Source organism: Streptomyces olindensis (assembly GCF_040645895.1).
Taxonomy (GTDB): Bacteria; Actinomycetota; Actinomycetes; order Streptomycetales; family Streptomycetaceae; genus Streptomyces; species Streptomyces olindensis.
Genome location: NZ_JBEYZD010000081.1, coordinates 19,747 through 41,670, shown reverse-complemented (window position 1 = coordinate 41,670; position 21,924 = coordinate 19,747). Strand labels below are relative to the sequence as shown.

The 21,924-nt window shown below is 71.9% G+C and carries 17 protein-coding genes, 4 tRNA genes and 1 other RNA gene; 9 read left to right on the top strand and 13 right to left on the bottom strand.

Annotated features, from left to right (window positions below; all coding sequences use genetic code 11):
* Positions 1 to 56: 56 nt before the first annotated feature.
* The 7 genes from purM to purS all read right to left on the bottom strand — a co-directional run bounded on the left by purM (position 57) and on the right by purS (position 7,693).
* Complete coding sequence (purM, locus tag ABZ948_RS34890; RefSeq protein ID WP_359766462.1) at positions 57 to 1,124, bottom strand: phosphoribosylformylglycinamidine cyclo-ligase; 1,068 nt, start codon at positions 1,122 to 1,124, stop codon at positions 57 to 59.
* A 45-nt stretch (positions 1,125 to 1,169) separates the two neighbouring features.
* The gene (gene purF, locus ABZ948_RS34885; RefSeq protein ID WP_359766460.1) at positions 1,170 to 2,699 is read right to left on the bottom strand and encodes an amidophosphoribosyltransferase; all 1,530 of its coding nucleotides are present in this window, start codon (positions 2,697 to 2,699) and stop codon (positions 1,170 to 1,172) included.
* A gap of 63 nt (positions 2,700 to 2,762) precedes the next feature.
* Positions 2,763 to 3,536: an META domain-containing protein gene (locus ABZ948_RS34880; protein WP_359766458.1), complete on the bottom strand. Its 774-nt coding sequence runs from the start codon at positions 3,534 to 3,536 to the stop codon at positions 2,763 to 2,765.
* A gap of 69 nt (positions 3,537 to 3,605) precedes the next feature.
* Entirely contained in the window at positions 3,606 to 4,403 is a 798-nt protein-coding gene (locus tag ABZ948_RS34875; protein WP_359766456.1) for a maleylpyruvate isomerase family mycothiol-dependent enzyme, read from the bottom strand.
* A 94-nt stretch (positions 4,404 to 4,497) separates the two neighbouring features.
* Positions 4,498 to 6,756 (bottom strand): phosphoribosylformylglycinamidine synthase subunit PurL, encoded by a 2,259-nt coding sequence (purL, locus tag ABZ948_RS34870; RefSeq protein WP_359766454.1) that lies wholly within the window; start codon positions 6,754 to 6,756, stop codon positions 4,498 to 4,500.
* The gene (purQ, locus tag ABZ948_RS34865; protein WP_359766452.1) at positions 6,753 to 7,433 is read right to left on the bottom strand and encodes a phosphoribosylformylglycinamidine synthase subunit PurQ; all 681 of its coding nucleotides are present in this window, start codon (positions 7,431 to 7,433) and stop codon (positions 6,753 to 6,755) included. Before purQ ends, purL begins: the two co-directional genes overlap by 4 nt.
* Positions 7,430 to 7,693 (bottom strand): phosphoribosylformylglycinamidine synthase subunit PurS, encoded by a 264-nt coding sequence (purS, locus tag ABZ948_RS34860; RefSeq protein WP_030251612.1) that lies wholly within the window; start codon positions 7,691 to 7,693, stop codon positions 7,430 to 7,432. The genes purQ and purS overlap by 4 nt, the downstream gene beginning before the upstream one ends.
* A gap of 267 nt (positions 7,694 to 7,960) precedes the next feature.
* On the opposite strand from purS, the gene ABZ948_RS34855 reads away from it, so the two are divergent.
* From ABZ948_RS34855 to ABZ948_RS34820, 8 genes are all read left to right on the top strand, one after another.
* On the top strand, positions 7,961 to 8,278 hold the full coding sequence (locus ABZ948_RS34855) for a histone-like nucleoid-structuring protein Lsr2 (RefSeq protein ID WP_114253974.1): 318 nt from the start codon (positions 7,961 to 7,963) through the stop codon (positions 8,276 to 8,278).
* A 133-nt stretch (positions 8,279 to 8,411) separates the two neighbouring features.
* Positions 8,412 to 8,483 (top strand) — tRNA-Gly (locus ABZ948_RS34850).
* Positions 8,484 to 8,563: 80 nt separating this feature from the next.
* A tRNA-Gly gene (locus tag ABZ948_RS34845) sits at positions 8,564 to 8,636 on the top strand.
* Between the two features lie 131 nt (positions 8,637 to 8,767).
* Positions 8,768 to 9,739 (top strand): ABC transporter ATP-binding protein, encoded by a 972-nt coding sequence (locus tag ABZ948_RS34840; RefSeq protein WP_359766450.1) that lies wholly within the window; start codon positions 8,768 to 8,770, stop codon positions 9,737 to 9,739.
* On the top strand, positions 9,736 to 10,527 hold the full coding sequence (locus ABZ948_RS34835) for an ABC transporter permease (RefSeq protein WP_359766448.1): 792 nt from the start codon (positions 9,736 to 9,738) through the stop codon (positions 10,525 to 10,527). The genes ABZ948_RS34840 and ABZ948_RS34835 overlap by 4 nt, the downstream gene beginning before the upstream one ends.
* Before the next feature lie 22 nt (positions 10,528 to 10,549).
* Complete coding sequence (locus ABZ948_RS34830; RefSeq protein WP_359766446.1) at positions 10,550 to 11,860, top strand: sensor histidine kinase; 1,311 nt, start codon at positions 10,550 to 10,552, stop codon at positions 11,858 to 11,860.
* Positions 11,857 to 12,477 carry a response regulator gene (locus ABZ948_RS34825; protein WP_359766444.1) on the top strand — a complete coding sequence of 207 codons (621 nt, stop codon included), beginning with the start codon at positions 11,857 to 11,859 and terminating at the stop codon, positions 12,475 to 12,477. The genes ABZ948_RS34830 and ABZ948_RS34825 overlap by 4 nt, the downstream gene beginning before the upstream one ends.
* A gap of 32 nt (positions 12,478 to 12,509) precedes the next feature.
* Positions 12,510 to 12,585 (top strand) — tRNA-Gly (locus ABZ948_RS34820).
* Between the two features lie 70 nt (positions 12,586 to 12,655).
* Here the strand turns inward: ABZ948_RS34820 and ABZ948_RS34815 are convergent.
* From ABZ948_RS34815 to ffs, 6 genes are all read right to left on the bottom strand, one after another.
* Positions 12,656 to 13,555 carry a phosphoribosylaminoimidazolesuccinocarboxamide synthase gene (locus ABZ948_RS34815; protein ID WP_359766442.1) on the bottom strand — a complete coding sequence of 300 codons (900 nt, stop codon included), beginning with the start codon at positions 13,553 to 13,555 and terminating at the stop codon, positions 12,656 to 12,658.
* A gap of 69 nt (positions 13,556 to 13,624) precedes the next feature.
* Positions 13,625 to 15,127 carry a N,N-dimethylformamidase beta subunit family domain-containing protein gene (locus ABZ948_RS34810; protein WP_359766440.1) on the bottom strand — a complete coding sequence of 501 codons (1,503 nt, stop codon included), beginning with the start codon at positions 15,125 to 15,127 and terminating at the stop codon, positions 13,625 to 13,627.
* Between the two features lie 248 nt (positions 15,128 to 15,375).
* Positions 15,376 to 17,271, bottom strand: a complete 1,896-nt coding sequence (locus ABZ948_RS34805) for a hypothetical protein (protein WP_359766468.1) — start codon at positions 17,269 to 17,271, stop codon at positions 15,376 to 15,378.
* Between the two features lie 366 nt (positions 17,272 to 17,637).
* Positions 17,638 to 18,891 carry a phosphoribosylamine--glycine ligase gene (gene purD / locus ABZ948_RS34800; RefSeq protein WP_359766438.1) on the bottom strand — a complete coding sequence of 418 codons (1,254 nt, stop codon included), beginning with the start codon at positions 18,889 to 18,891 and terminating at the stop codon, positions 17,638 to 17,640.
* Positions 18,892 to 19,019: 128 nt separating this feature from the next.
* Complete coding sequence (locus tag ABZ948_RS34795; RefSeq protein ID WP_359766437.1) at positions 19,020 to 21,590, bottom strand: DNA polymerase III subunit gamma and tau; 2,571 nt, start codon at positions 21,588 to 21,590, stop codon at positions 19,020 to 19,022.
* 48 nt (positions 21,591 to 21,638) lie between these two features.
* An RNA gene (gene ffs, locus ABZ948_RS34790) (signal recognition particle sRNA small type) lies at positions 21,639 to 21,733 on the bottom strand.
* Between the two features lie 73 nt (positions 21,734 to 21,806).
* On the opposite strand from ffs, the gene ABZ948_RS34785 reads away from it, so the two are divergent.
* A tRNA-Ser gene (locus ABZ948_RS34785) sits at positions 21,807 to 21,894 on the top strand.
* Positions 21,895 to 21,924: the final 30 nt, after the last annotated feature.

Below are 21,924 nucleotides of genomic sequence, written 5' to 3'. Positions count from 1 at the left end.
TTTACGCCGGCGGGTCTCGTGGGTCACCGACCGGGTTCTGTGCTGCCTTCAGGTCCTCAGTCGGCGTAGTCACCGATCAGGGCGGCACCGGTGGGGTGCTCGCCCCGGTCCGTGATCTCGCCTGCCACCCAGGCGTCCACGCCGCGGTCGGCGAGGGTCGCCAGGGCCACCTCGGTGGACTCCTGCGGCACGATCGCGATCATGCCGACGCCCATGTTCAGGGTCTTCTCCAGCTCCAGCCGCTCCACGTTCCCGGTCCGGCCGACGAGGTCGAAGATCGGGCCCGGGGTCCAGGTGGAGCGGTCGACGATCGCGTGCAGTTCGTCGGGGATGACCCGGGCGAGGTTGGCCGCGAGTCCGCCGCCGGTGACGTGGCTGAAGGCGTGCACCTCGGTGGTGCGCATCAGGGCCAGGCAGTCCAGCGAGTAGATCTTCGTCGGCTCCAGCAGTTCCTCGCCGAGGGTGCGGCCGAGTTCCTCGATGTGCGCGTCGAGCGCCAGGCCCGCCTGGTTCAGCAGGACGTGCCGGACGAGGGAGTACCCGTTCGAGTGAAGACCGGAGGACGCCATGGCGATCACCGCGTCACCCGTACGGATACGATCCGCACCGAGCAGCCGGTCGGCCTCCACGACGCCCGTACCGGCGCCGGCGACGTCGAAGTCGTCCTCGCCCAGCAGGCCCGGGTGTTCGGCCGTCTCGCCGCCGACCAGGGCGCAGCCGGCCAGCACACAGCCCTCGGCGATGCCCTTGACGATGGCGGCGACGCGCTCGGGGTGGACCTTGCCGACACAGATGTAGTCGGTCATGAACAGCGGCTCGGCGCCGCAGACGACGATGTCGTCCATGACCATGGCGACCAGGTCGTGGCCGATGGTGTCGTAGACGCCCAGCTGCCGGGCGATGTCGACCTTCGTGCCCACGCCGTCGGTGGCGGAGGCGAGCAGGGGCCGCTCGTAGTTCTTCAGGGCGGAGGCGTCGAAGAGGCCGGCGAAGCCGCCGAGGCCGCCGAGGACCTCGGGGCGCTGCGCCTTCTTCACCCACTCCTTCATCAGCTCGACGGCGCGGTCGCCCGCTTCGATGTCGACGCCCGCGGCTGCGTAGCTGGCACCAGTTGTCTCAGACATGGCTAATGAGAACCTTCGTGTCGTACAGCAGGTAGTGCGGGCCGTCTACGGACGGCGGATCGCGTCGGCGGCGGCCGTGGCGGCCGGGCCGGCGGCCAGCTCCGTCTCCAGCAGCTGCTTGCCGAGCAGCTCGGGGTCGGGGAGCTCCATCGGGTACTCGCCGTCGAAGCAGGCGCGGCACAGGTTCGGCTTGGCGATGGTGGTCGCCTCGATCATGCCGTCGATGGAGATGTAGGCCAGGGAGTCGGCGCCCAGGGAGGTGCCGATCTCGTCGATCGTCATGCCGTTCGCGATGAGCTCGGCGCGGGTGGCGAAGTCGATGCCGAAGAAGCAGGGCCACTTCACGGGCGGCGAGGAGATCCGGATGTGGACCTCGGCGGCGCCGGCCTCGCGGAGCATGCGGACCAGGGCCCGCTGGGTGTTGCCGCGCACGATCGAGTCGTCGACGACGACCAGGCGCTTGCCCTTGATGACTTCCTTCAGCGGGTTCAGCTTCAGGCGGATGCCCAGCTGGCGGATGGTCTGCGAGGGCTGGATGAACGTCCGGCCGACGTAGGCGTTCTTCACCAGGCCGTTGCCGAAGGGGATGCCGGAGGCCTCCGCGTAGCCGATGGCGGCGGGGGTGCCGGACTCCGGGGTCGCTATCACCAGGTCGGCATCGACCGGGGACTCCTTGGCGAGGCGGCGGCCCATCTCCACGCGGGAGAGGTAGACGTTCCGGCCGGCGATGTCGGTGTCCGGGCGGGCCAGGTACACGTACTCGAAGACGCAGCCCTTGGGCTTCGCTTCAGCGAATCGGGAGGTGCGCAGGCCGTTCTCGTCGATGGCGACGAACTCGCCCGGCTCGATCTCGCGGACGTAGGAGGCGCCGCAGATGTCGAGCGCGGCGGACTCGGAGGCGACGACCCAGCCGCGCTCCAGCCGGCCGAGGACCAGCGGGCGGATGCCCTGCGGGTCGCGGGCCGCGTACAGGGTGTGCTCGTCCATGAAGACGAGGGAGAAGGCGCCCCGGACCTGCGGGAGGACGCTGTGGGCGGCCTCCTCGATGGTCAGCGGCTTGCCGTCCTCGTCCGTCTGGGCCGCGAGGAGCGCGGTGAGCAGATCGGTGTCGTTGGTCGCCGCGACGCGCGGGGTGCGGCCGCCCTCCTGCTTGGGCAGGTCGGCGACCATCTCGGCGAGCTGGGCGGTGTTGACGAGGTTGCCGTTGTGGCCGAGCGCGATGGAGCCGTGCCCGGTGGCGCGGAACGTCGGCTGGGCGTTCTCCCAGACCGACGCGCCGGTGGTCGAGTAGCGGGCGTGTCCGACCGCGATGTGTCCCTGCAGGGAGCCGAGGGAGGTCTCGTCGAAGACCTGGGAAACCAGGCCCATGTCCTTGAAGACGAGGATCTGTGAGCCGTTGCTGACCGCGATTCCCGCGGATTCCTGGCCTCGATGCTGGAGGGCGTAGAGCCCGAAGTACGTGAGCTTGGCGACCTCTTCGCCCGGAGCCCAGACACCGAAGACGCCGCAGGCGTCCTGGGGGCCCTTCTCACCGGGGAGCAGGTCGTGGTTGAGTCGTCCGTCACCACGTGGCACGCCACCGAGTGTAGGCGAGGTCGACCACTGGTCCGAATTGGGGATACCGGACTTTCCGGTGGATCACCGTCCGGCGACAGCTCGCACACTCGTGCCGTTTTCGCTGGTCAGGGTGAGGGTTTGGTGATCGACTCGGTACTTCGCCGTCCCGTCGAAAAGTCGCAGGAGCTTCTTCTCGTCGGCCATGAGTGAGTCTTCGCACATCATTCGGGTCGTGGCCGGGGGGCCGAGGGTGATATGGCCGTCGCGGACGGTGGCCTTGGCGTTGACCTTGTTGCAGCCGAGGCTGCCGGCGACGGTGCCCTTCTTCTCGTCGAAGGTGAGGTGGGCGCGGTCGTCGGCCCTCGGGGTCGTGACGGTCCACTTGGTGCCGGCCAGCGGGGCGTCCTCGGCCTTCGTCAGGCGGACGGTGTCCCCCTTCTCGGTGGTGAGGGTGAGGCGGTCGCCGTCCACCCGGGCCTTGAACTCCTGGTCGGAGAGCGTGCGCGAGAGGGTCTCCTCGAATGCCATGGGCTTGTTCTCGCAGGCCATCTCGGTGGCCATGGTCTTGCCGAGTCGGATGCGGTCGCCGTCGACGGTGGCCTCGGCGCCGAAGTTGTTGCAGCCGAAGCTGCCCTCGGCCCGGCCCCGGTCGATGGTGACGTGGGCGCCGCCGGGGGCCTGGTGGGTGGTGCCGCCGGCGGTGACGCTGTCCACGGTCCACCGCGTGCCGGTCACCGGCTTCCCGGCACCGACCGAGGCGCTTCCGCCGTCCGCCTTCTCGCTGCCGCAGGCCGCCAGGAGCGGGACGAGCATGGCGGCGGCCGTCAGGGTCATGCGCTGCTTCTGCCTGTCCATGCCACTTCGACGGGGGACCCGGGGGGATCGGTTCCCCTTGGGGCGACGATTCCTTCCTGTGGTTCCCGCCTATGCCATCAGCGGCAGGTGGGCCGACAGATCCGCCCGCTCCCCGCTCGCGCCGACCTTGGCGTCCCGCACGGCCCGCGCCCAGGCCAGCCGTCCGGTCGCCAGCCGGATCCAGGTCAGGGGGTCGGTCTCGACGACGTTGGGCGGGGTGCCGCGGGTGTGCCGCGGCCCCTCCACGCACTGCACCACCGCGTACGGCGGCACCCGCACCTCCGTCGAGCCGCCGGGTGCCCTCACGGCGAGCGCGTCGGCCAGCAGCCGGGTGCAGGCGGCGAGGGCCTGCCGGTCGTGCGGGACGTCCAGGCCGAGGACCGCGGCGTTGAGATCGTCGGTGTGGACGACGAGTTCGACGGTGCGGGTGACGAGGTAGTCGGCGAGGGTCATGGCGCCGGTGCGGGTCGCGAGGACGCGGGTGCCGGGCGCGTCCGCGAGCTTCTCGGCGAGGCGCTCCTCGGTCCTGGCGTACAGGGCGTCGAGGTCGGTCTCGGCCTTGGCGAGCCGCCGGGTGCCGTCGTCGATGTCGGCGGCCCGGGCGGCGGTGGCGAAGGGCCAGTCGAGGAGGCCGAGCTCCGCTTTCGCCGGCTCGTCGCGGTCGAGGTTGCGGCTGACGGTCTCCACGGCCATGGTCACGTGGGCCGCCAGCTCCCGGACCGTCCAGTCGCCGAGCCGGGTCGGCAGGGCGAGCTGCTCGGGGGTGAGGGTGCGGACGGCCTGCCGCACGTTCCCGAACTGGGCGAACACGGCCGCCCTGATCTTGACGGGGTCGTAGCTGCGGGTGCGCTTCTTGGCCGGGGGCATGGGGGTCAGCCTAGATCGGCGGGGGCAGGCCCTTCCGCCGAGGCATGGCGAAGCCCCCGCCCGGCGGACCGGGCAGGGGCTTCGGCACGGGTGGTTACGCCAGCAGCGCCGGGATCGTGCCCTCGTGCGCCTCGCGCAGCTCGGACAGGGGGAGCGTGAACTCGCCCTGGACGTCCACCGTGTCACCGTCGACGACACCGATGCGGGTGGCCGGGAGACCCCGGGCGCCGCACATGTCGGTGAAGCGCAGCTCCTCGGAGCGCGGCACGGCCACGACCGCGCGGCCCGCCGACTCGGAGAACAGGAAGGTGAAGGCGTCCAGACCGTCCGGGACGATCAGGCGGGCGCCCTTGCCGCCCAGCAGCGCCGACTCGACGACCGCCTGGATCAGACCGCCGTCGGACAGGTCGTGCGCGGAGTCGATCATGCCGTCGCGGGAGCCGGAGATCAGGATCTCGGCCAGCAGCCGCTCGCGCTCCAGGTCGACCTTGGGCGGCAGACCGCCGAGGTGGTCGTGGATCACCTGCGACCAGGCCGAGCCGCCGAACTCCTCACGCGTGTCGCCGAGGAGGTAGAGCAGCTGGCCCTCCTCCTGGAAGGCGACCGGGGTGCGGCGGGCGACGTCGTCGATGACGCCCAGGACCGCGACGACCGGGGTCGGGTGGATGGCCGCCTCGCCCGTCTGGTTGTAGAGCGAGACGTTGCCGCCGGTCACCGGGGTGCCGAGCTGCTGGCAGGCGTCCGCCAGACCGCGCACGGCCTCCGCGAACTGCCACATCACCGCCGGGTCCTCGGGCGAGCCGAAGTTCAGGCAGTCGGAGACGGCGAGCGGCTTGGCGCCGGTGGTGGCGACGTTGCGGTACGCCTCCGCCAGGGCCAGCTGGGCGCCGTGGTACGGGTCGAGCTTGGCGTACCGGCCGTTGCCGTCCGTGGCGATGGCGACGCCCAGGCCGGTCTCCTCGTCGATCCGGATCATGCCGGAGTCCTCGGGCTGGGCGAGGACGGTGTTGCCCTGCACGAAGTGGTCGTACTGGCTGGTGATCCAGGACTTGGAGGCCTGGTTCGGGGAGGCGACCAGCTTCAGGACCTGGTCCTTCAGCTCCTCGGAGGTCTCCGGCCGCGGCAGCTTGTTCGCGTCGTCCGCCTGGAGTTCGTCCTGCCAGGACGGGCGGGCGTAGGGGCGCTCGTAGACCGGGCCCTCGTGGGCGACCGTGCGCGGGTCGACGTCGACGATCTTGCCGCCGTGCCAGTAGATCTCCAGGCGGTCGCCGTCGGTCACCTCACCGATGACGGTGGCGATGACGTCCCACTTCTCGCAGATCTCCAGGAAGCGGTCGACCTTCTCCGGCTCGACGACCGCGCACATGCGCTCCTGCGACTCGCTCATGAGGATCTCCTCGGGCGAGAGAGTCGAGTCGCGCAGGGGTACGTCGTCCAGCGTCACGCGCATGCCGCCGGAGCCGTTCGACGCCAGCTCGCTCGTCGCGCAGGACAGGCCGGCCGCGCCGAGGTCCTGGATGCCGACGACCAGCTTCTCCTTGAAGGCCTCCAGGGTGCACTCGATGAGGAGCTTCTCCTGGAAGGGGTCGCCGACCTGCACGGCCGGGCGCTTCGACGGCTTGGCGTCGTCGAAGGTCTCGGAGGCGAGGATCGAGGCGCCGCCGATGCCGTCGCCGCCGGTCCGGGCCCCGTACAGGATGACCTTGTTGCCGGCGCCGGAGGCCTTGGCGAGGTGGATGTCCTCGTGCCGCATGACGCCGATGGCACCGGCGTTGACCAGCGGGTTGCCCTGGTAGCAGGCGTCGAAGACGACCTCGCCGCCGATGTTGGGCAGACCCAGGCAGTTGCCGTAGCCGCCGATGCCCGCGACGACGCCCGGCAGGACGCGCTTGGTGTCGGGGTGGTCGGCGGCGCCGAAGCGCAGCGGGTCGACGACCGCGACCGGGCGTGCGCCCATGGCGATGATGTCGCGGACGATGCCGCCGACACCGGTGGCCGCGCCCTGGTAGGGCTCGACGTACGACGGGTGGTTGTGCGACTCGACCTTGAAGGTGACCGCGTAGCCCTGGCCGACGTCCACGACACCGGCGTTCTCGCCGATGCCGACGAGCATGGCGTCGCTCTCGGGCGCCTTCTCGCCGAACTGGCGCAGGTGCACCTTGCTGCTCTTGTAGGAGCAGTGCTCCGACCACATCACCGAGTACATGGCGAGCTCGGCACCGGTGGGCCGGCGGCCGAGGATCTCGACCACGCGCTCGTACTCGTCCTTCTTCAGGCCCAGTTCTGCCCAGGGCAGCTCGACGTCGGGGGTCGCGGCCGCGTGCTCGACCGTGTCCAGAGGCGTCCGGCTCATGCGTTGACCAGCTTCTTGAGGATCGAGGTGAAGAACGGGAGGCCGTCGGTGCGACCGGTGCCGATCAGCGGCTCGACGGCGTGCTCGGGGTGCGGCATGAGGCCCACGACGTTCCCGGCCGCGTTGGTGACACCGGCGATGTCGCGCTGCGAGCCGTTCGGGTTGAAGTCGACGTACCGGAAGGCGACCCGGCCCTCGGCCTCCAGCTCGTCGAGGGTGCGCTCGTCGGCGACGTACTGCCCGTCGTTGTTCTTCAGCGGGATGTGGATCTCCTGGCCCGCCGTGTAATCGGTGGTCCAGGCGGTCTCGGCGTTCTCCACCCGCAGCTTCTGGTCGCGGCAGATGAAGTGCAGGTGGTCGTTGCGCAGCATCGTGCCGGGCAGCAGGTGGGCCTCGGTGAGGATCTGGAAGCCGTTGCAGATGCCGAGCACCGGCAGACCGGCCTTCGCCTGCTCCAGCAGGGGTTCCATCACCGGCGAGAAACGGGCGATGGCCCCGGCGCGCAGATAGTCGCCGTAGGAGAAACCACCGCACAGCACCACGGCGTCGACCTGCTTGAGGTCCTTGTCCTTGTGCCAGAGGGCGACGGGCTCGGCGCCCGCGAGACGGATCGCACGCTGCGTGTCCCGGTCGTCCAGCGAACCCGGGAAAGTGACGACGCCAATACGAGCGGTCACTTCACGGCCTCCGCGACTTCCTCGACCCGGACCGTGAAGTCCTCGATCACGGTGTTCGCGAGGAAGGACTCCGCAAGATCGTGAATGCGGGCGAGGGCGGCCTCGTCGACCGGCCCGTCAACTTCCAGTTCGAAACGCTTTCCCTGGCGGACGTCCGAGATCCCGTCGAAACCCAGCCGCGGCAGTGCGCGCTGCACCGCCTGGCCCTGGGGGTCGAGGATCTCCGGCTTGAGCATGACGTCGACTACGACGCGTGCCACTGGCACTCCCGGTGTGTGGTGCTGAGCAGGTTCCTTCAGACTACCCGCACAAAATTTCTACGCGCGTCGACTTGTAGGAAGCTACGTGACCGTCATCACGATCCGGCATCGACAAGCACACACACGAAAATTTCCGGGAAAGATTCCCGATCGACACCCGAAACCTATTGCGTTCAGGCGCGCGAAAGTATTTAGTCGGGCTTCGCAATGCATTGTCGGGCACTGTACAAATAAATTGGCAAGTGCCACAGGAAGGGACCGATATTCGTGGCGCAGAAGGTCGTGGTCACTCTCTTTGACGACATCGACGGCTCGGAAGCGACGGAAACGATCGCCTTCGGACTGGACGGCAAGTCGTACGAGATCGACCTGAGCGAAGTCAACGCCGGAGAACTGCGGAAGGCGCTCGCGCCCTACGTGGAGGCCGGCCGCAAGCGGTCCCGCTCGGGCAGGGCGTACCGGCAGACGGAGGTCGCCCCCGACCCCTCGGCCGTGCGCGCCTGGGCCCAGGCCAACAAGATGGAGGTCCCCGCGCGCGGGCGCATCCCCAAGAGGGTCTACGAGGCGTTCAGCGCCGCGCAGTGACGGCCTCCCCGGGCCGCGCCGACGACCGGTCACCGGCCCCTCGCGGCAACCGACTTGCGCAGCACCCCCGCTGATCAGCTAGAGTCTGGAGCACGCCGAGGGGCGCGGCCGAAAGGCCCAGCTCACGGAACATGCGGGTGTAGTTCAGTAGTAGAACATCCCCCTTCCAGGGGGAAGGCGCAGTGTGCGATTCCTGTCACCCGCTCTGCACCGCCGTACCAACCACTCTTGTGGATCAGGTAAGCTGGTGCTCGCACCGGTCAGTGAAAGCTGATCGGGGGCAATGCGGACGTAGCTCAGTTGGTAGAGCGCAACCTTGCCAAGGTTGAGGTCGCGAGTTCGAGCCTCGTCGTCCGCTCGGGAAATGAGACCCCGGTCCTTCAGGACCGGGGTCTTTTCATGTTCCCGAAGGGCCCGCCTGACATTTGTCATGCCGAGTGATGACAGCACGCACTGCTCCCTGACCTGAGGCGACGGGACGCTTGAGGCATGGAAACCAACGGACACGAACACGTGATTGAGGTCACTGACCTGCGGCGTGTGTACGGGGGCGGGTTCGAGGCAGTAAGCGGAATCAGCTTTTCCGTACGGCGCGGGGAGATCTTCGCCCTGCTCGGCACCAATGGCGCGGGCAAGACGTCGACGGTCGAACTGCTGGAGGGACTCGCGCCGCCGGCCGGCGGACGGGTACGGGTCCTCGGGCACGACCCCTACACGGAGCGGGCCCTCGTACGCCCCCGCACCGGCGTGATGCTCCAGGAAGGGGGCTTCCCGTCCGAGCTGACCGTCGCGGAGACCGCGCGGATGTGGGCGGGGTGCGTCAGCGGGGCGCGGCCGCCGGCGGAGGTCCTGGCGCTGGTCGGGCTGGAGTCGAAGGCCGGCATCCGGGTCAAGCAGCTGTCCGGCGGCCAGCGGCGCCGGCTGGACCTGGCGCTCGCCCTGCTCGGCGACCCCGAGGTGCTCTTCCTGGACGAGCCGAGCACCGGCCTGGACGCCGAAGGCCGCAGGGACACCTGGGAGTTGGTCGGCGCCCTGCGCGACCGCGGTACGACGGTGCTGCTGACCACGCACTACCTGGAGGAGGCCGAGAACCTCGCCGACCGGCTGGCGATCATGCACGAGGGACGGATCGCCGTCACCGGGACACCGGCCGAGGTGACCGCGACCCAGCCGTCGCGGATCTCCTTCGAACTGCCCGAGGGCTACTTCGTCGGCGATCTCCCGCCGCTCCGCGAGCTGGGCGTGGCCGGGCACGAGACCGACGGCCGGATCATCCGGCTCCGCACCCACGACCTCCAGCGGTCCGCCACCGGGCTGCTGAGGTGGGCCGAGTGGGCCCGCGTCGAGCTGAGCCGCCTGGACATGCGGTCGGCCTCCCTGGAGGAGGCGTTCCTCGGGATCGCCAGAGATGCCTCCGCGGGCGGGGCCACGGGGACGACGACGAAGGAGTACGCGGCATGAGCACCGTCGTGCAAGGAGCGGCGCCCACCACGCCGCTGAGCCGGATGACGGCCCTCGCCCGGGCCGAACTGACCCTGCTCGGGCGGACCCGGGGCGCGCTCGTCGCCGCGCTGTTCGTGCCGCTGGTTCTGCCGGTGAGCGTGCGCTCCGCGGCCCAGGAGATGGACCTCGCCGAAGCGGGGCTGAACACCGGGACCCTGGTGCTGCCCGCCGCGGTCGGCTTCTCCCTGCTGTTCGCCGTCTACTCGGTGCTCGTCGGCTCGTTCGTCGTACGCCGTGAGGAACTCGTCCTCAAGCGGCTGCGCACCGGCGAGCTGCGGGACGTCGAGATCCTCGCCGGCTCGGCGCTGCCGGCCGTCCTCACCGGGCTCGCGCAGTGCCTGCTGCTGGCGGTGGGCTGCTCGGTGCTGCTGGACCTCTCCGCGCCGTCCGCGCCGCATCTGGCCGTGCTCGGACTGCTGCTGGGGCTCGTGCTGTGCGCCGCCCTCGCCGCGGCCACCGCGAGCTTCACCCGGACCGGCGAGAGCGCCCAGGTCACGCCCATGCCGTTGCTGCTCGTCTCGATGGCGGGCTCCGGCATGTTCGTCCCGATGGACCTGCTGCCGGACAAGGTGGCCTCCGTCTGCGAACTGCTGCCGCTGACGCCCGTCGTCACCCTCGTGCGCGGCGGCTGGACCGGCGACCTCTCGGGCGCCGAGGCGCTGGGCGCCGTCGCGACGGCGGTGGCCTGGACCGTGCTCGCCGTGTTTGCTGTACGGCGGTGGTTCCGCTGGGAACCGCGGCGCTGACCGAAGGGGGAGTGACGGGCTGATGCGCGGGCCGGGCAGGTGGTGGCGGCGGAAGAGCACGCCGGAGAAGGTCGAGACGTACACGCGGTGGTCGTTCCACTCCTTCGCGGTCATCGAGTTCTTCTTCGTGTGTGTCACGGCGCTGACCCCGCTGGGACTGCGGCTGGGCGGCCTCGTGCTGCTGCTGGTGGGCGTGCACGCCGTCGTCTGCTTCGCCACCGTCTCGCGGGCGCTGGACTGGACGCGTGGCCGGCGGCCCCAGCCCGTGCGGCTGCTGTGGACCCTGGCCGCCGTCACCACCGCCGTGGCCGTCACCACGATCGGCATCGCCCAGCGCGGCCCGGACCACGAGAGCGTCGGCACCGCCGCGGCCGCGGTCTTCGGAGTCGTCCTGATCTTCGGTCCCGGCATCATCGCGCTCGGCGTCCGCCGGCGGTGGGCGTTCGGGATCGCGGGCGCGTTCGCGACGGGCACCTGCCTCGTGCTGCTCGCGCTGGGCGCCCCCGCGCTCGCCGCGATTCTCACGGGGGTGATGGTGCTGTCCGGGGGCGTGTTCCTCGCCTTCGCGGCCGTCTTCTCCGTGTGGCTGCTCAACGCCGTCTACGAGATCGACGAGGCCCGCGAGAACCGCGCCCGGCTCGCCGTCGCCGAGGAGCGGCTGCGGTTCGGGCGGGATCTGCACGACGTCATGGGGCGGAACCTCGCCGTGATCGCGCTCAAGAGCGAGCTGGCCGTGCAGCTCGCCCAGCGGGGGCGGCCGGAGGCCGTGGCGCAGATGGTCGAGGTGCAGCGGCTCGCGCAGGAGTCGCAGCGGGAGGTGCGCGAGGTCGTGCGCGGCTATCGGGAGGCCGACCTGGCGTCGGAACTGGCCGGTGCGCAAGGGGTGCTGGCGGCCGCCGGGATCGCGTGCGCGGTGAGCGGGCGGACGCCGGCGGGACTTCCGGCCGGGGTGCAGTCCGCCCTGGGATGGGTGGTGCGGGAGGCCGCGACGAACGTCCTGCGGCATGGGGACGCGCAACGGTGTGTGGTGCGGCTTGAGGTGCTGGAGGGGCGCGTGGTGTTGACGGTGGAGAACGACGGGGTCGCCGAGGCCGGGTCGTCCGGCTCGTCTGACTCATCTGGCTCGGCGGACTCATCCGGCTCGTCCGGCTCGTCCGGCGGCTCGTCCGGCTCCGGGCTCGCCGGGTTGCGGGAGCGGCTGGCGGAGATCGACGGGACGCTGGAGGCCGGGCCCGCCGGGAAGGGCCTGTTCCGGCTGACGGCGGAGATTCCGCTGCCGCCGGTCGCCGTGCCGGCCACCGCCGTGGTTTCCGCGGGGGAGGTCACCGCGTGACGGCCGTGGAGCCCGTGCGGCTGCTGCTCGCCGACGACGAGCACCTGATCCGGGGGGCGCTCGCCGCGCTGCTGTCGCTGGAGGACGACCTCGTGGTCGTCGCCGAGGCGGCCACCGGGCCGGAGGCGCTGGCGATGGCCCGGGCCCACAAACCCGACGTCGCCGTGCTGGACCTCCAGATGCCCGGCGCCGACGGTGTGAACGTCGCCACATCCCTGCGGACCGAACTGCCCGGCTGCAAGGTGCTCATCGTCACCAGCCACGGCCGGCCCGGGCACCTGAAGCGGGCGCTGGAGGCCGGGGTGCGCGGGTTCGTGCCGAAGACCGTGAGTGCGCAGCGGCTCGCGGAGATCATCCGCGCCGTGCACGCCGGGAACCGGTACGTCGACCCGGAGTTGGCCGCCGACGCGATCGCCGCCGGGGACTCGCCGCTGACCGCCCGGGAGGCCGAGGTGCTGGAACTCGCCGCCGACGGAGCACCCGTCGCGGAGATCGCGGAACGGGCCGCGCTGTCGCAGGGGACCGTGCGGAACTATCTGTCGTCGGCCGTGTCGAAGCTCGGGGCGGAGAACCGGCATGCCGCGGTGCGCCTCGCACGGGAGCGAGGTTGGGTATAGTGGTTCCCGCGCCACGGGCCTACGCGGCGCATGCGAACGTAGCTCAGTTGGTAGAGCGCAACCTTGCCAAGGTTGAGGTCGCGAGTTCGAACCTCGTCGTTCGCTCCAGCGAGAAGCCCCCCGGTTCCGGCCGGGGGGCTTTTCCGTGTCCTGCTTCTCCTGCGACCAGCTACGACAGCTACGACCAACTCGTGCCGGTCAGACGCTCGTAGGCCTCCACGTACTTGGCGCGGGTGGCGTCGACGACCTGCTGCGGCAGCTGGGGCGGCGGCTGCTCGCTCTTCCTGTCCCAGCCGGACTCCGCCGAGGTCAGCCAGTCGCGCACGAACTGCTTGTCGTACGACGGCTGCGCCCGGCCCGGCTGCCACTGGTCGGCCGGCCAGAAGCGGGAGGAGTCCGCGGTGAGGACCTCGTCGGCGAGGACCAGGGTGTCGCCGTCGAAGCCGAACTCGAACTTGGTGTCCGCGAGGATGATGCCCCGCTCCCGGGCGATGTCCCGGCCCCGGGAGTAGACGGCGAGGGTCGCCTGGCGCAGCCGGGCCGCGGTGTCCGCGCCGACCTGGCGGGCGACCTCCTCGTAGGAGACGTTCTCGTCGTGCTCGCCGACGGCGGCCTTGGTGGCCGGGGTGAAGATCGGGGCGGGCAGTTCGCTGCCGTCGACCAGGCCCTCGGGGAGGGCGAGGCCGCAGACCGTGCGGGATTCGTTGTACTCGACCAGGCCCGAGCCGGTCAGGTAGCCGCGGGCCACGCACTCCACGGGGACCATCTGCAGCGACTTGCAGATGAGCGTGCGGCCCCGCCAGTCCTCGGGCGCGCCCGCGGGGAGTTCCGTGCTCAGGACGTGGTTGGGGACCAGGTCGGCGAGCTGGTCGAACCACCACAGGGAGAGCTGCGTGAGGATCCGGCCCTTGTCCGGGATCTCCGTCGGCAGCACCCAGTCGAACGCGGAGATGCGGTCGCTGGCGACCATCACGAGGTCGCCCGCCTCGTTCTGGTACAGCTCGCGCACCTTGCCGGTGTGCAGGTGCACCAGGCCCGGAACCTGGAGCGGCTCGGGCTTTTCGACGAATCCGGACACGGTTCCTCCCCGTGGTTCTGTACGAGTGGCTCGATTCTCCCGTATGCGAGCTTGATCACGGACAGCGGGTCAGTCGCGTTTGCAGATGCGGTCCAGGAGGTTGGCGGTGGCGCGCTGGACGCGCTCGTCGACATGGCCGGGGCGGTCCAGGGCCGGGGACCAGGCGAACGTCCCGGATGCGAAGACCCAGGCGCCGGAGGGGGCGCGGTACAGGGAGGTCTCCTGGTGGCGGAGGACGCCCTCCTTGTCGGCGTACGGGGAGTGGGCGAGCAGCACGCGCTCCTCGTGCTCGGGCAGCGGGGTGCGCGGGAAGTAGCGGTCGGCCTCGCCCGCGACCAGGCCCTCGATCTCGTCGCCCTCGTGCGCCCCGGTCGCCTCCCAGAGCCAGTGCCCGGCGTTGCGCACGATCAGCGGGTGCGGCTCGGGGACGTGCCCCGCGTACTGGATGCCGAGCAGCTGCTGCTCCGCCCGGTCGATCTCCCGCCACAGCACCGGTTTGCCCGGGCCCTTGCGCTTGCGGCAGGTCAGCAGCCGGTGGGGGACGCCGGACGGGGAGGGACCCAGCTCCACCTGCCAGTACATCGAGTTGGCGGAGAGGAAGACCAGCGAGGTGCCGGCGTCGCGGGCGGCCTCCACCGTCCGGCGCATGTCGGCCGACCAGTACTCGTCGTGGCCCGGGAAGACCAGACCCCGGTAGCGGGCGGGGTCGACGCGGCCCGCGTGCAGGTCACTGGCGTCGGCGTAGGCGACGTCGTAGCCGTAGCGCTCGGCCCAGCGGATGAAGTCGTAGGCGTGGCCGACGTGCAGAGGGAGGCCGGCGCCCGCGTACGGCCGGTCGAAGGAGACCGTCGTGGCGGCGTCGGCCTCGCCGAGGAGCCGGCCCTTCTCGTCCCAGGCGTGGTAGAGGCTGGCGCCCGTGCGGCCGTCCTCCGGGTAGAGGTTGTACGCCTGCCAGGTGATGTCGGGCAGGACGAGGAGCAGGTCGGCCGGCTGGTCGTGGCGGACGGTGAACGGCACGTGGGAGCGGTAGCCGTCGGCGGTGGTGAGCACGGCGACGTACGCGCCGATGTTCCAGTACGACGGGACCTGGAGGCGCCAGGAGAGCCACCAGTGGTGGCAGGAGACCGTGCGGTCCGCGGTGAGCGGCGGGGGCTGCACGATGCCGGACAGGCGCGGGCTGGTGGTGATCTTGGCGGCGCCGTCACCGCCGTAGTGGCCGATCCGGTAGATGTCGACGGCGAACTCCTGGGGCGGGTCGACCGTGATGTGGAAGTCGATGGCCTCGCCCGGGGCGACCGCGCCGGTGGAGGTGAAGCCCTTGATCTGGCGGTGGACGTCGTCCGCGGCCCGGGGGCCGCCGGAGCGGTTGCTCATTTTGGGGGCGTGGGGTGATTGGGGCCGGTGGGGCTCTTGGGGCTCGTCCTGGTCCGCGTACCAGGGGACGATCCGGCCCGTGTCGTCGAAGTACGTCACATTGCCGCGCAGCCATGGCACGGGGCCCAGCCCGAAGGGATCCGTCACGGCGTGCGCCAGCGCTCCCGACTCCCAGCGGCGGATCTGCTCCGGACCCATGGTCGCTTCCCCTCCCCTTCGCCCCCGTGGTGGTGCCTGCTGATTGGTGGTGCCTGCTGATGTGGCGTGTGGTGTCTTGTGTGGTCGTGTGCGTTTGTCGTATGTCGCGCGCCTTTGCCATGCACGCGAACGGTCCAAGCACATCACATAACGCGCGCACTTCGTCACTGTTCGTTTCGAATTGGCCAGAAGCGGAAGGCAGTGCTCCGGTGGATGGGTGCCGGGGTTCGGCCTGGGTCCGGCCGGGGTCAGGCGAGCCGGACCGGCTTCTCCGGGCGTATCCCCAGGTCGGCCAGCCAGGCCCGGAGCGGGGTGGCGTCGCCGTCCTCGATCAGGGCGAGGACCTTCGGCGCGAGATCCGGCGTACGGACGCCGTCGAGGAGCAGGGTCGGGCCGTCCAGCCAGTCCAGGCCGGGCGTCGCGCCGGCGGTGTCCATCGCGGCGCAGCAGACCATCGCCGTGAGGTGGTCGGCGAGCAGGTCACGGGTCGTGCGCGGGGGCTGGAGGGGGAAGAGGGGGAGCGTGCGGTCGTCCCAGAGGGCGGCGGGGTCGGCAGGCGTGGCGTCGGCGGCCGTGGCGGGCGGGCGGGGTGCGGCGGTCTCCTCGCGGGACAGTTCGGCGCTGAGGCGGGCGGCGAGGGCGGCGCTGCGGGTCGTTGTGCCGGAGAGGTCTTCGTCTTCGTCGTTGTTTTCGTCGTCGCCGAGGTGGTCGCGATCGCGGTCGCGGTCGGCTGGGGTGTGGGTGGGGCCGGTGCCGGTTCCGGTTGTGGGGCCGGTGCCGGTTCCGGTTGCCGTGGCGCTGTCAGCTCTGGTGGTGGTGTCGGCTCTCGGCGTGGTGCCTTCGTCTGGTGCCGCGGGGCTGTCGGGAGCGGTGTCCGTCAGGTGGTCCAGGACGCGGGACAGGGTCGGGGCGCCGGTGGCCGGGGCCGTGGGGCCGGTGGCGGGGCGGACGCCCATCGCGTCCAGGACGCGGTGGAGGCGGGCCGCGTCGATGCGCCACTTGCGGTCCACGACCTCCTCCGGATACTCGCTCCAGGCCACCGGCGACCAGTCGGGCCCGGGCCCGGCGGGGCCGCCGTGGAAGAGCCGGGCGGCGAGCAGGGAGGCGGCCTCGTCGATCGCGCCGGGCTCCTCCAGCAGGTCACAGGCCGGCCTCTCCCCCAGCCGGGACGCGAAACCCTCGGCCAGGCGGTCACGCCGGGACAGCTCCGTGAGCGCCGCCACGACACCGGCGTCCAGCCGGGACGGCCAGCGGCCCATCCGCCACGCGGGCAGGGCGACCCTGGTCAGCAGCCGGTCCCAGCCGGCGTACGCCAGCCCCACCTGCTCCTGGGCGACGATCCGCAGGCCGTAATCCACAGCCTGTGCACGCTCCGCGGCTGCGGCCGCCACGCCCCGCTCCATTTCGGCGGCGTGCCCACGGCAACTGCGCAGCAGAAGCCTGGCCACCCAGCCGACACCGGCGAGCACCGCCCGGGACAGCGGATCGCGGCGCGGCCCCGAGGCCACGGCCACCGCGGCGTCCAGCCCCCGGACGAAGCGCCGGGCGGCGGCTATGTCCGGGTGGGCGGAGGGGCCCGTACCGGCGACGACCGGCGCGAGGACCGCCCGCAGCTCGCCGACCCGCATCCACCACAGGAAGGGCGAGCCGATGACGAGGACCGGCGCGACGGGATGCCGGCGGTGCGTGTGCTTCCCGGCGCCCGCTATGTCGTCGTGCTCCTCGGCCGGGGGCGGGCCGTGGGCCCGGTGCGTACGGTCCTCCAGCCAGCTGTCGCAGTCCGGGGTGAGCGCTATCGCGGAGGGCGCGGGGACGTCGAGACGGTCGGCGAGGTCGCGCACCATCCGGTACAGGTCGGGGGCCGCCTCCTCGGCGATCGGGACGGTCGGGCTGATGGCGGGGCGGGCCCGGGCGACGACCAGGGCGACACCGGCTGCGGCGAGCAGCACGAGGACCGCGACCGGGGTCAGGGCCCAGCGGGCGGCGTCCCAGCCGGGGCCCGTGAGACGGCCGGTGGCGGGGCCCGCGAGCAGGATCACGGCGACGGCGGCGGGCAGCAGGGCGACGGCCAGCGCGCGGCTGCGGATGCGCAGCACGACGAGCGCCCGGTACCGCGCGGCCTGCGCGCCTGCCTCCACACCCATTCCGGTCACGACCGACCTCACCCCCTCCCCGATGACCTGACGCTTTCCTTGCTCACTCCCCCACTGTGGCACCCGTCACCGACATCGCAATGCCGGTGGGCCAAGTGCCGGAACGCTTGCGCGGCACCCTAGTTGGGGCCTCGGCCCCCGTCAGCCGGATAGGGCATCGGTCACTCGATGGAATGGCTTTGGGGAGAGGTGGATGACGGACAGCGAGGATCAGGCCCCCGCCTACCGAATAATTCAGGCCCCGGATCCTGAGACGGATCCGGGGCCTGTGCGGTTCATCGGCGGCGGGGTGGTTTCCCCTGGCTTCCCTTGGTCTCCCTTGGTTTCCCTTGGTTTCCCTGTCCCGCGTGGTGTCGGTTACGCGCCGGCCGCCGCCTTCGCGGCGATGTCCGTGCGGTGCTGCGAGCCGTCGAGGCGGATGCGGCCGACGGCGGTGTAGGCGCGGTCGCGGGCCTCGGTGAGGTCCTTGCCGGTGGCCGTGACGGACAGGACGCGGCCGCCCGCGCTGACGATCGCGTCACCGTCCCGCTTGGTGCCGGCGTGCAGCACGTACGCGTGCGGGGCGTCCTGGGCGGCGACCTCGTCGAGACCGGTGATGGGGTCGCCGGTGCGCGGGGTGCCCGGGTAGTTGTGCGAGGCGACGACCACGGTCACGGCCGCGTCGTCGCTCCAGCGCAGCGGCTCCAGGTGGGCGAGGTTGCCGGTGGCCGCGGCCATCAGGAGGCCGGCCAGCGGCGTCTTCAGCCGGGCCAGGACGACCTGCGTCTCCGGGTCGCCGAAGCGGGCGTTGAACTCGATCACGCGCACGCCGCGCGAGGTGATCGCGAGACCGGCGTAGAGCAGGCCGGAGAACGGCGTCCCGCGGCGCTGCATCTCGTCCACGGTGGGCTGCAGGACGGTCTGCAGCACCTCGTCGACCAGCTTGGGGTCGGCCCACGGCAGCGGGGAGTAGGCGCCCATGCCGCCGGTGTTCGGGCCCTCGTCGCCGTCCAGGGCGCGCTTGAAGTCCTGGGCGGGCTGGAGCGGCACGACCGTCTCGCCGTCGGTGACGGCGAAGAGGGAGACCTCGGGGCCGTCCAGGAACTCCTCGATGACCACGCGCTCGCAGGCGGCGGCGTGCGCCCGGGCGGCCTCCAGGTCGTCGGTGACGACGACGCCCTTGCCCGCGGCGAGCCCGTCGTCCTTGACGACGTACGGGGCGCCGAACGCGTCGAGGGCCGCGTCGACCTCTTCCGCGGTCGTGCAGACGTACGAGCGTGCCGTGGGCACCTCGGCCGCCGCCATGACGTCCTTCGCGAAGGCCTTGGAGCCCTCCAGCTGCGCGGCCTGGCCGGACGGGCCGAAGACCGGGATGCCCGCCTCTCGGACGGCGTCGGCGACACCGGCGACCAGCGGGGCCTCCGGGCCGACCACCACGAGTTCCGCGCCGAGCTGCGTGGCGAGCGCGGTGACAGCCTCGCCGTCCAGGGCGTCGACCTGGTGCAGCTCGGCCACCTCGGCGATGCCGGCGTTGCCGGGGGCGCAGTGCAGCGCGGTGACGTCGGGGTCGTGGGACAGGGAGTGGCACAGGGCGTGTTCGCGGGCGCCGCTGCCGATGACGAGGACCTTCACGGGGGTCAGCCTAACCGGAGGCGGCGGGTTTCCCTTGTGCGGGCTGCCGAAGGGGGCGGGGATCTTGAGCTGGAGGTTCCTCCAAGGCGGGGCTTGGCCGGGGAGTCGGGCTTGAGGCCCTGGCTGGGCTACTCGTTGGAGAACTCCTCCACCACCGTCGCTCCCAGCTCCCGGACGATGAGTTCCTGGCCGGAGAGGGCCGACTCGTCGAGGTCCGGGTCGTCGTCCTCGGGGATGTCCTCCTCCACGGAGACATGGCGGGGCTCCGGGGCGGAGGGCTGGGGGACGGGGGCGGACGGGGCGGGGGCGGGCGCGGGTCTGCTCGACTGCTGGGCGGGGGCGGAGGGGGCGGCCGCCTGGGGCGGGGCGGGGCGCTGGGCGGTTGCCGTACCGCCGCCGCTCGCGTTGTAGCCGCCTGGGGCACCGCCACCGCCGGCGTTGTATCCGCCGCCACCGCCGGCGTTGTATCCGCCGCCACCGCCGCCGTTGTAGCCGCCGGGGGCGCCGCCGCCGAAGCCGGAGGGGCCGCCCGGGGCCGGGGGCGCGGAGCCGCCGGAGGGGTCGACGATCGCCTCGATCTTCCACTGGACGTTGAACTGCTCGCCCAGCGCCTGCCGCAGCACGTCCTCGCTGCCGCTGCTCAGGAAGTTGTCCCGCGCGCCCGCGTTGACGAAGCCGAGCTGGAGGGTCGTGCCGTCGAAGCCGGCCACCTGGGCGTTCTGGCTGAGCAGGATCCAGGTGAAGCGGCGGCGGTTCTTGACCGCTTCCAGGATGTTCGGCCAGAGCATGCGGGGGTCGAGGCCGCCGGTGGGGGCCGCGGCAGGGGCGGCTTGGGCGGGAGCCGACGGCGGGGCAGCCGAGGAGGCCGCGGGAGCGGTGGGGGCGGCGCTGGGTGCGGGAGCACTCGGCGCCGGGGTGCCCTGAGCGGGTGCGTTCGCGGCGGGGGCCCCCGGGGCGGCCGTGGGCCAGCCGCCGGGTCGACGGCCGCCGCTGCCCGCGGAGGCGGCGGTGGGCCAGGCGCCGGGGGCAGGGGCGGACGGGGCCGGGGCGGACGGGGCCGGTGTCTGGGCCGGCTGGGCGGGGCCGCTGGGCTGGGCGGGTGCGCCGGCGCGTGTGCCGGTGCCGGGGTCGGAGGCGGCAGGGGCGTCCGGGGCGGGTGCTCCCGACGCACCAGGGACCTGCCCTGGCGGCGTGCCCGGCGCCTGGGGCGTCGCCGCGCTCGGGCCCGCGGCAGCCGCCGTACCGGCACCGCTGCCACCGGGACCACCGGGGGCGCCGAGACCACCGGGGGCGCCGGGACCACCGTGCCCACCGGGGCCGCCCATGCCACCGCTGCTCCCGCTGCTCCCTCCGCTCCCTCCACTCCCGCCGCCGGGTGCTCCGGACGCACGGACCGCCGCTCGGGCCGCGGCGGGGCCGCCACCGGGCGGGACCGAGGCCGGGGCCGCCGGGGCCGCTCCCCCGTGCGCCTGGTGGTGACCCTCCGGCCCGGGGACGTACCCCATGGCGGGCATGCCGGCCGCGGGACCGGCGGAGAAGTTCACGCCGCGCTCGATCCGGTCCAGGCGGGCCATGACGGACCGCTCGTCACCGTAGGCGGCGGGGAGCAGGACGCGGGCGCAGATCAGTTCCAGCTGGAGACGGGGCGAGTTGGCGCCGCGCATCTCGGTCAGTCCCTCGTTGACGAGGTCGGCGGCGCGGCTCAGCTCGGCCGGGCCGAAGGTGCCTGCCTGGGCCTGCATGCGCTCGATGACATCGGCGGGGGCGTCGATGAGCCCCTTCTCCGCGGCGTCCGGGACGGCGGCGAGGATCACCAGGTCGCGGAGCCGCTCCAGCAGGTCGGCGACGAAACGGCGGGGGTCGTTCCCGCCCTCGATCACGCGGTCGACCACCTCGAAGGCCGCGGCCCCGTCGCCGGTGGCGAAGGCCTCGACGACGGAGTCGAGAAGCGAGCCGTCCGTGTACCCGAGCAGGGCGGTGGCCATGGCATAGGTCACACCGTCCGTCGCGGCGCCGGCGAGCAGCTGGTCCATGACGGACATCGAGTCACGCACGGATCCGCCGCCGGCCCGCACGACGAGCGGCAGGACGCCGTCCTCGACCGGGATGGCCTCCTTCTGGCACACCTCGGCGAGGTAGTCCCGCAGGGTCCCGGGCGGGACGAGCCGGAACGGGTAGTGATGGGTCCGCGACCGGATCGTCCCGATGACCTTCTCGGGCTCGGTGGTCGCGAAGATGAACTTGAGATGCTCCGGGGGCTCCTCGACGACCTTCAGCAGCGCGTTGAAACCGGCCGACGTGACCATGTGGGCCTCGTCGATGATGTAGATCTTGTACCGGCTGCGGGCGGGGCCGAAGAAGGCCTTTTCGCGCAGGTCACGGGCGTCGTCCACACCGCCGTGGGAAGCGGCGTCGATCTCGATGACGTCGATGGAACCGGGGCCGTTGCGCGCGAGGTCCTGACACGACTGGCACTCGCCGCACGGGGTCGGCGTCGGGCCCTGCTCGCAGTTCAGGCACCGGGCCAGGATCCGCGCACTGGTCGTCTTGCCACAGCCGCGCGGCCCGCTGAACAGGTACGCGTGGTTGACCCGGTTGTTCCGCAGCGCCTGCTGCAGCGGGGCGGTGACATGCTCCTGCCCGATGACCTCGGCGAAGGTCTCCGGGCGGTAGCGGCGGTACAGAGCGAGAGACGACACGCATACGAGGTTATAGGCGCCCACTGACATCGGGCCCCGCCCGGGAACGCAGACGCCCCCCACGCACCCGCCAGAGCCAACCTACCCTTGCTGCCTTCCGGCCCTGGGGGAGTTCAGTCAGATAGCGCCGCGTGAGGGGCTGCGCCAAGGCTACCTGATGTCCGGGGCAGGGAACGAGTTCGCGAGCACTCCTCTCGGTCATGTAATGTTTCCGGCGGAGGATTCGCCTAGAGGCCTAGGGCGCACGCTTGGAAAGCGTGTTGGGGGCAACCCCTCACGAGTTCGAATCTCGTATCCTCCGCCAGTGCCTCACCGGGCACGATGTCGAAGGGCC

Excerpts from the sequence above, each read along its gene's own strand:
- purM (WP_359766462.1), bottom strand. The coding sequence starts at position 1,124 with ATGTCTGAGACAACTGGTGCCAGCTACGCAGCCGCGGGCGTCGACATC.
- ABZ948_RS34880 (WP_359766458.1), bottom strand. The coding sequence starts at position 3,536 with ATGGACAGGCAGAAGCAGCGCATGACCCTGACGGCCGCCGCCATGCTC.
- ABZ948_RS34875 (WP_359766456.1), bottom strand. The coding sequence starts at position 4,403 with ATGCCCCCGGCCAAGAAGCGCACCCGCAGCTACGACCCCGTCAAGATC.
- purL (WP_359766454.1), bottom strand. The coding sequence starts at position 6,756 with ATGAGCCGGACGCCTCTGGACACGGTCGAGCACGCGGCCGCGACCCCC.
- ABZ948_RS34840 (WP_359766450.1), top strand. The coding sequence starts at position 8,768 with ATGGAAACCAACGGACACGAACACGTGATTGAGGTCACTGACCTGCGG.
- ABZ948_RS34835 (WP_359766448.1), top strand. The coding sequence starts at position 9,736 with ATGAGCACCGTCGTGCAAGGAGCGGCGCCCACCACGCCGCTGAGCCGG.
- ABZ948_RS34830 (WP_359766446.1), top strand. The coding sequence starts at position 10,550 with ATGCGCGGGCCGGGCAGGTGGTGGCGGCGGAAGAGCACGCCGGAGAAG.
- ABZ948_RS34810 (WP_359766440.1), bottom strand. The coding sequence starts at position 15,127 with ATGGGTCCGGAGCAGATCCGCCGCTGGGAGTCGGGAGCGCTGGCGCAC.
- ABZ948_RS34805 (WP_359766468.1), bottom strand. The coding sequence starts at position 17,271 with ATGGGTGTGGAGGCAGGCGCGCAGGCCGCGCGGTACCGGGCGCTCGTC.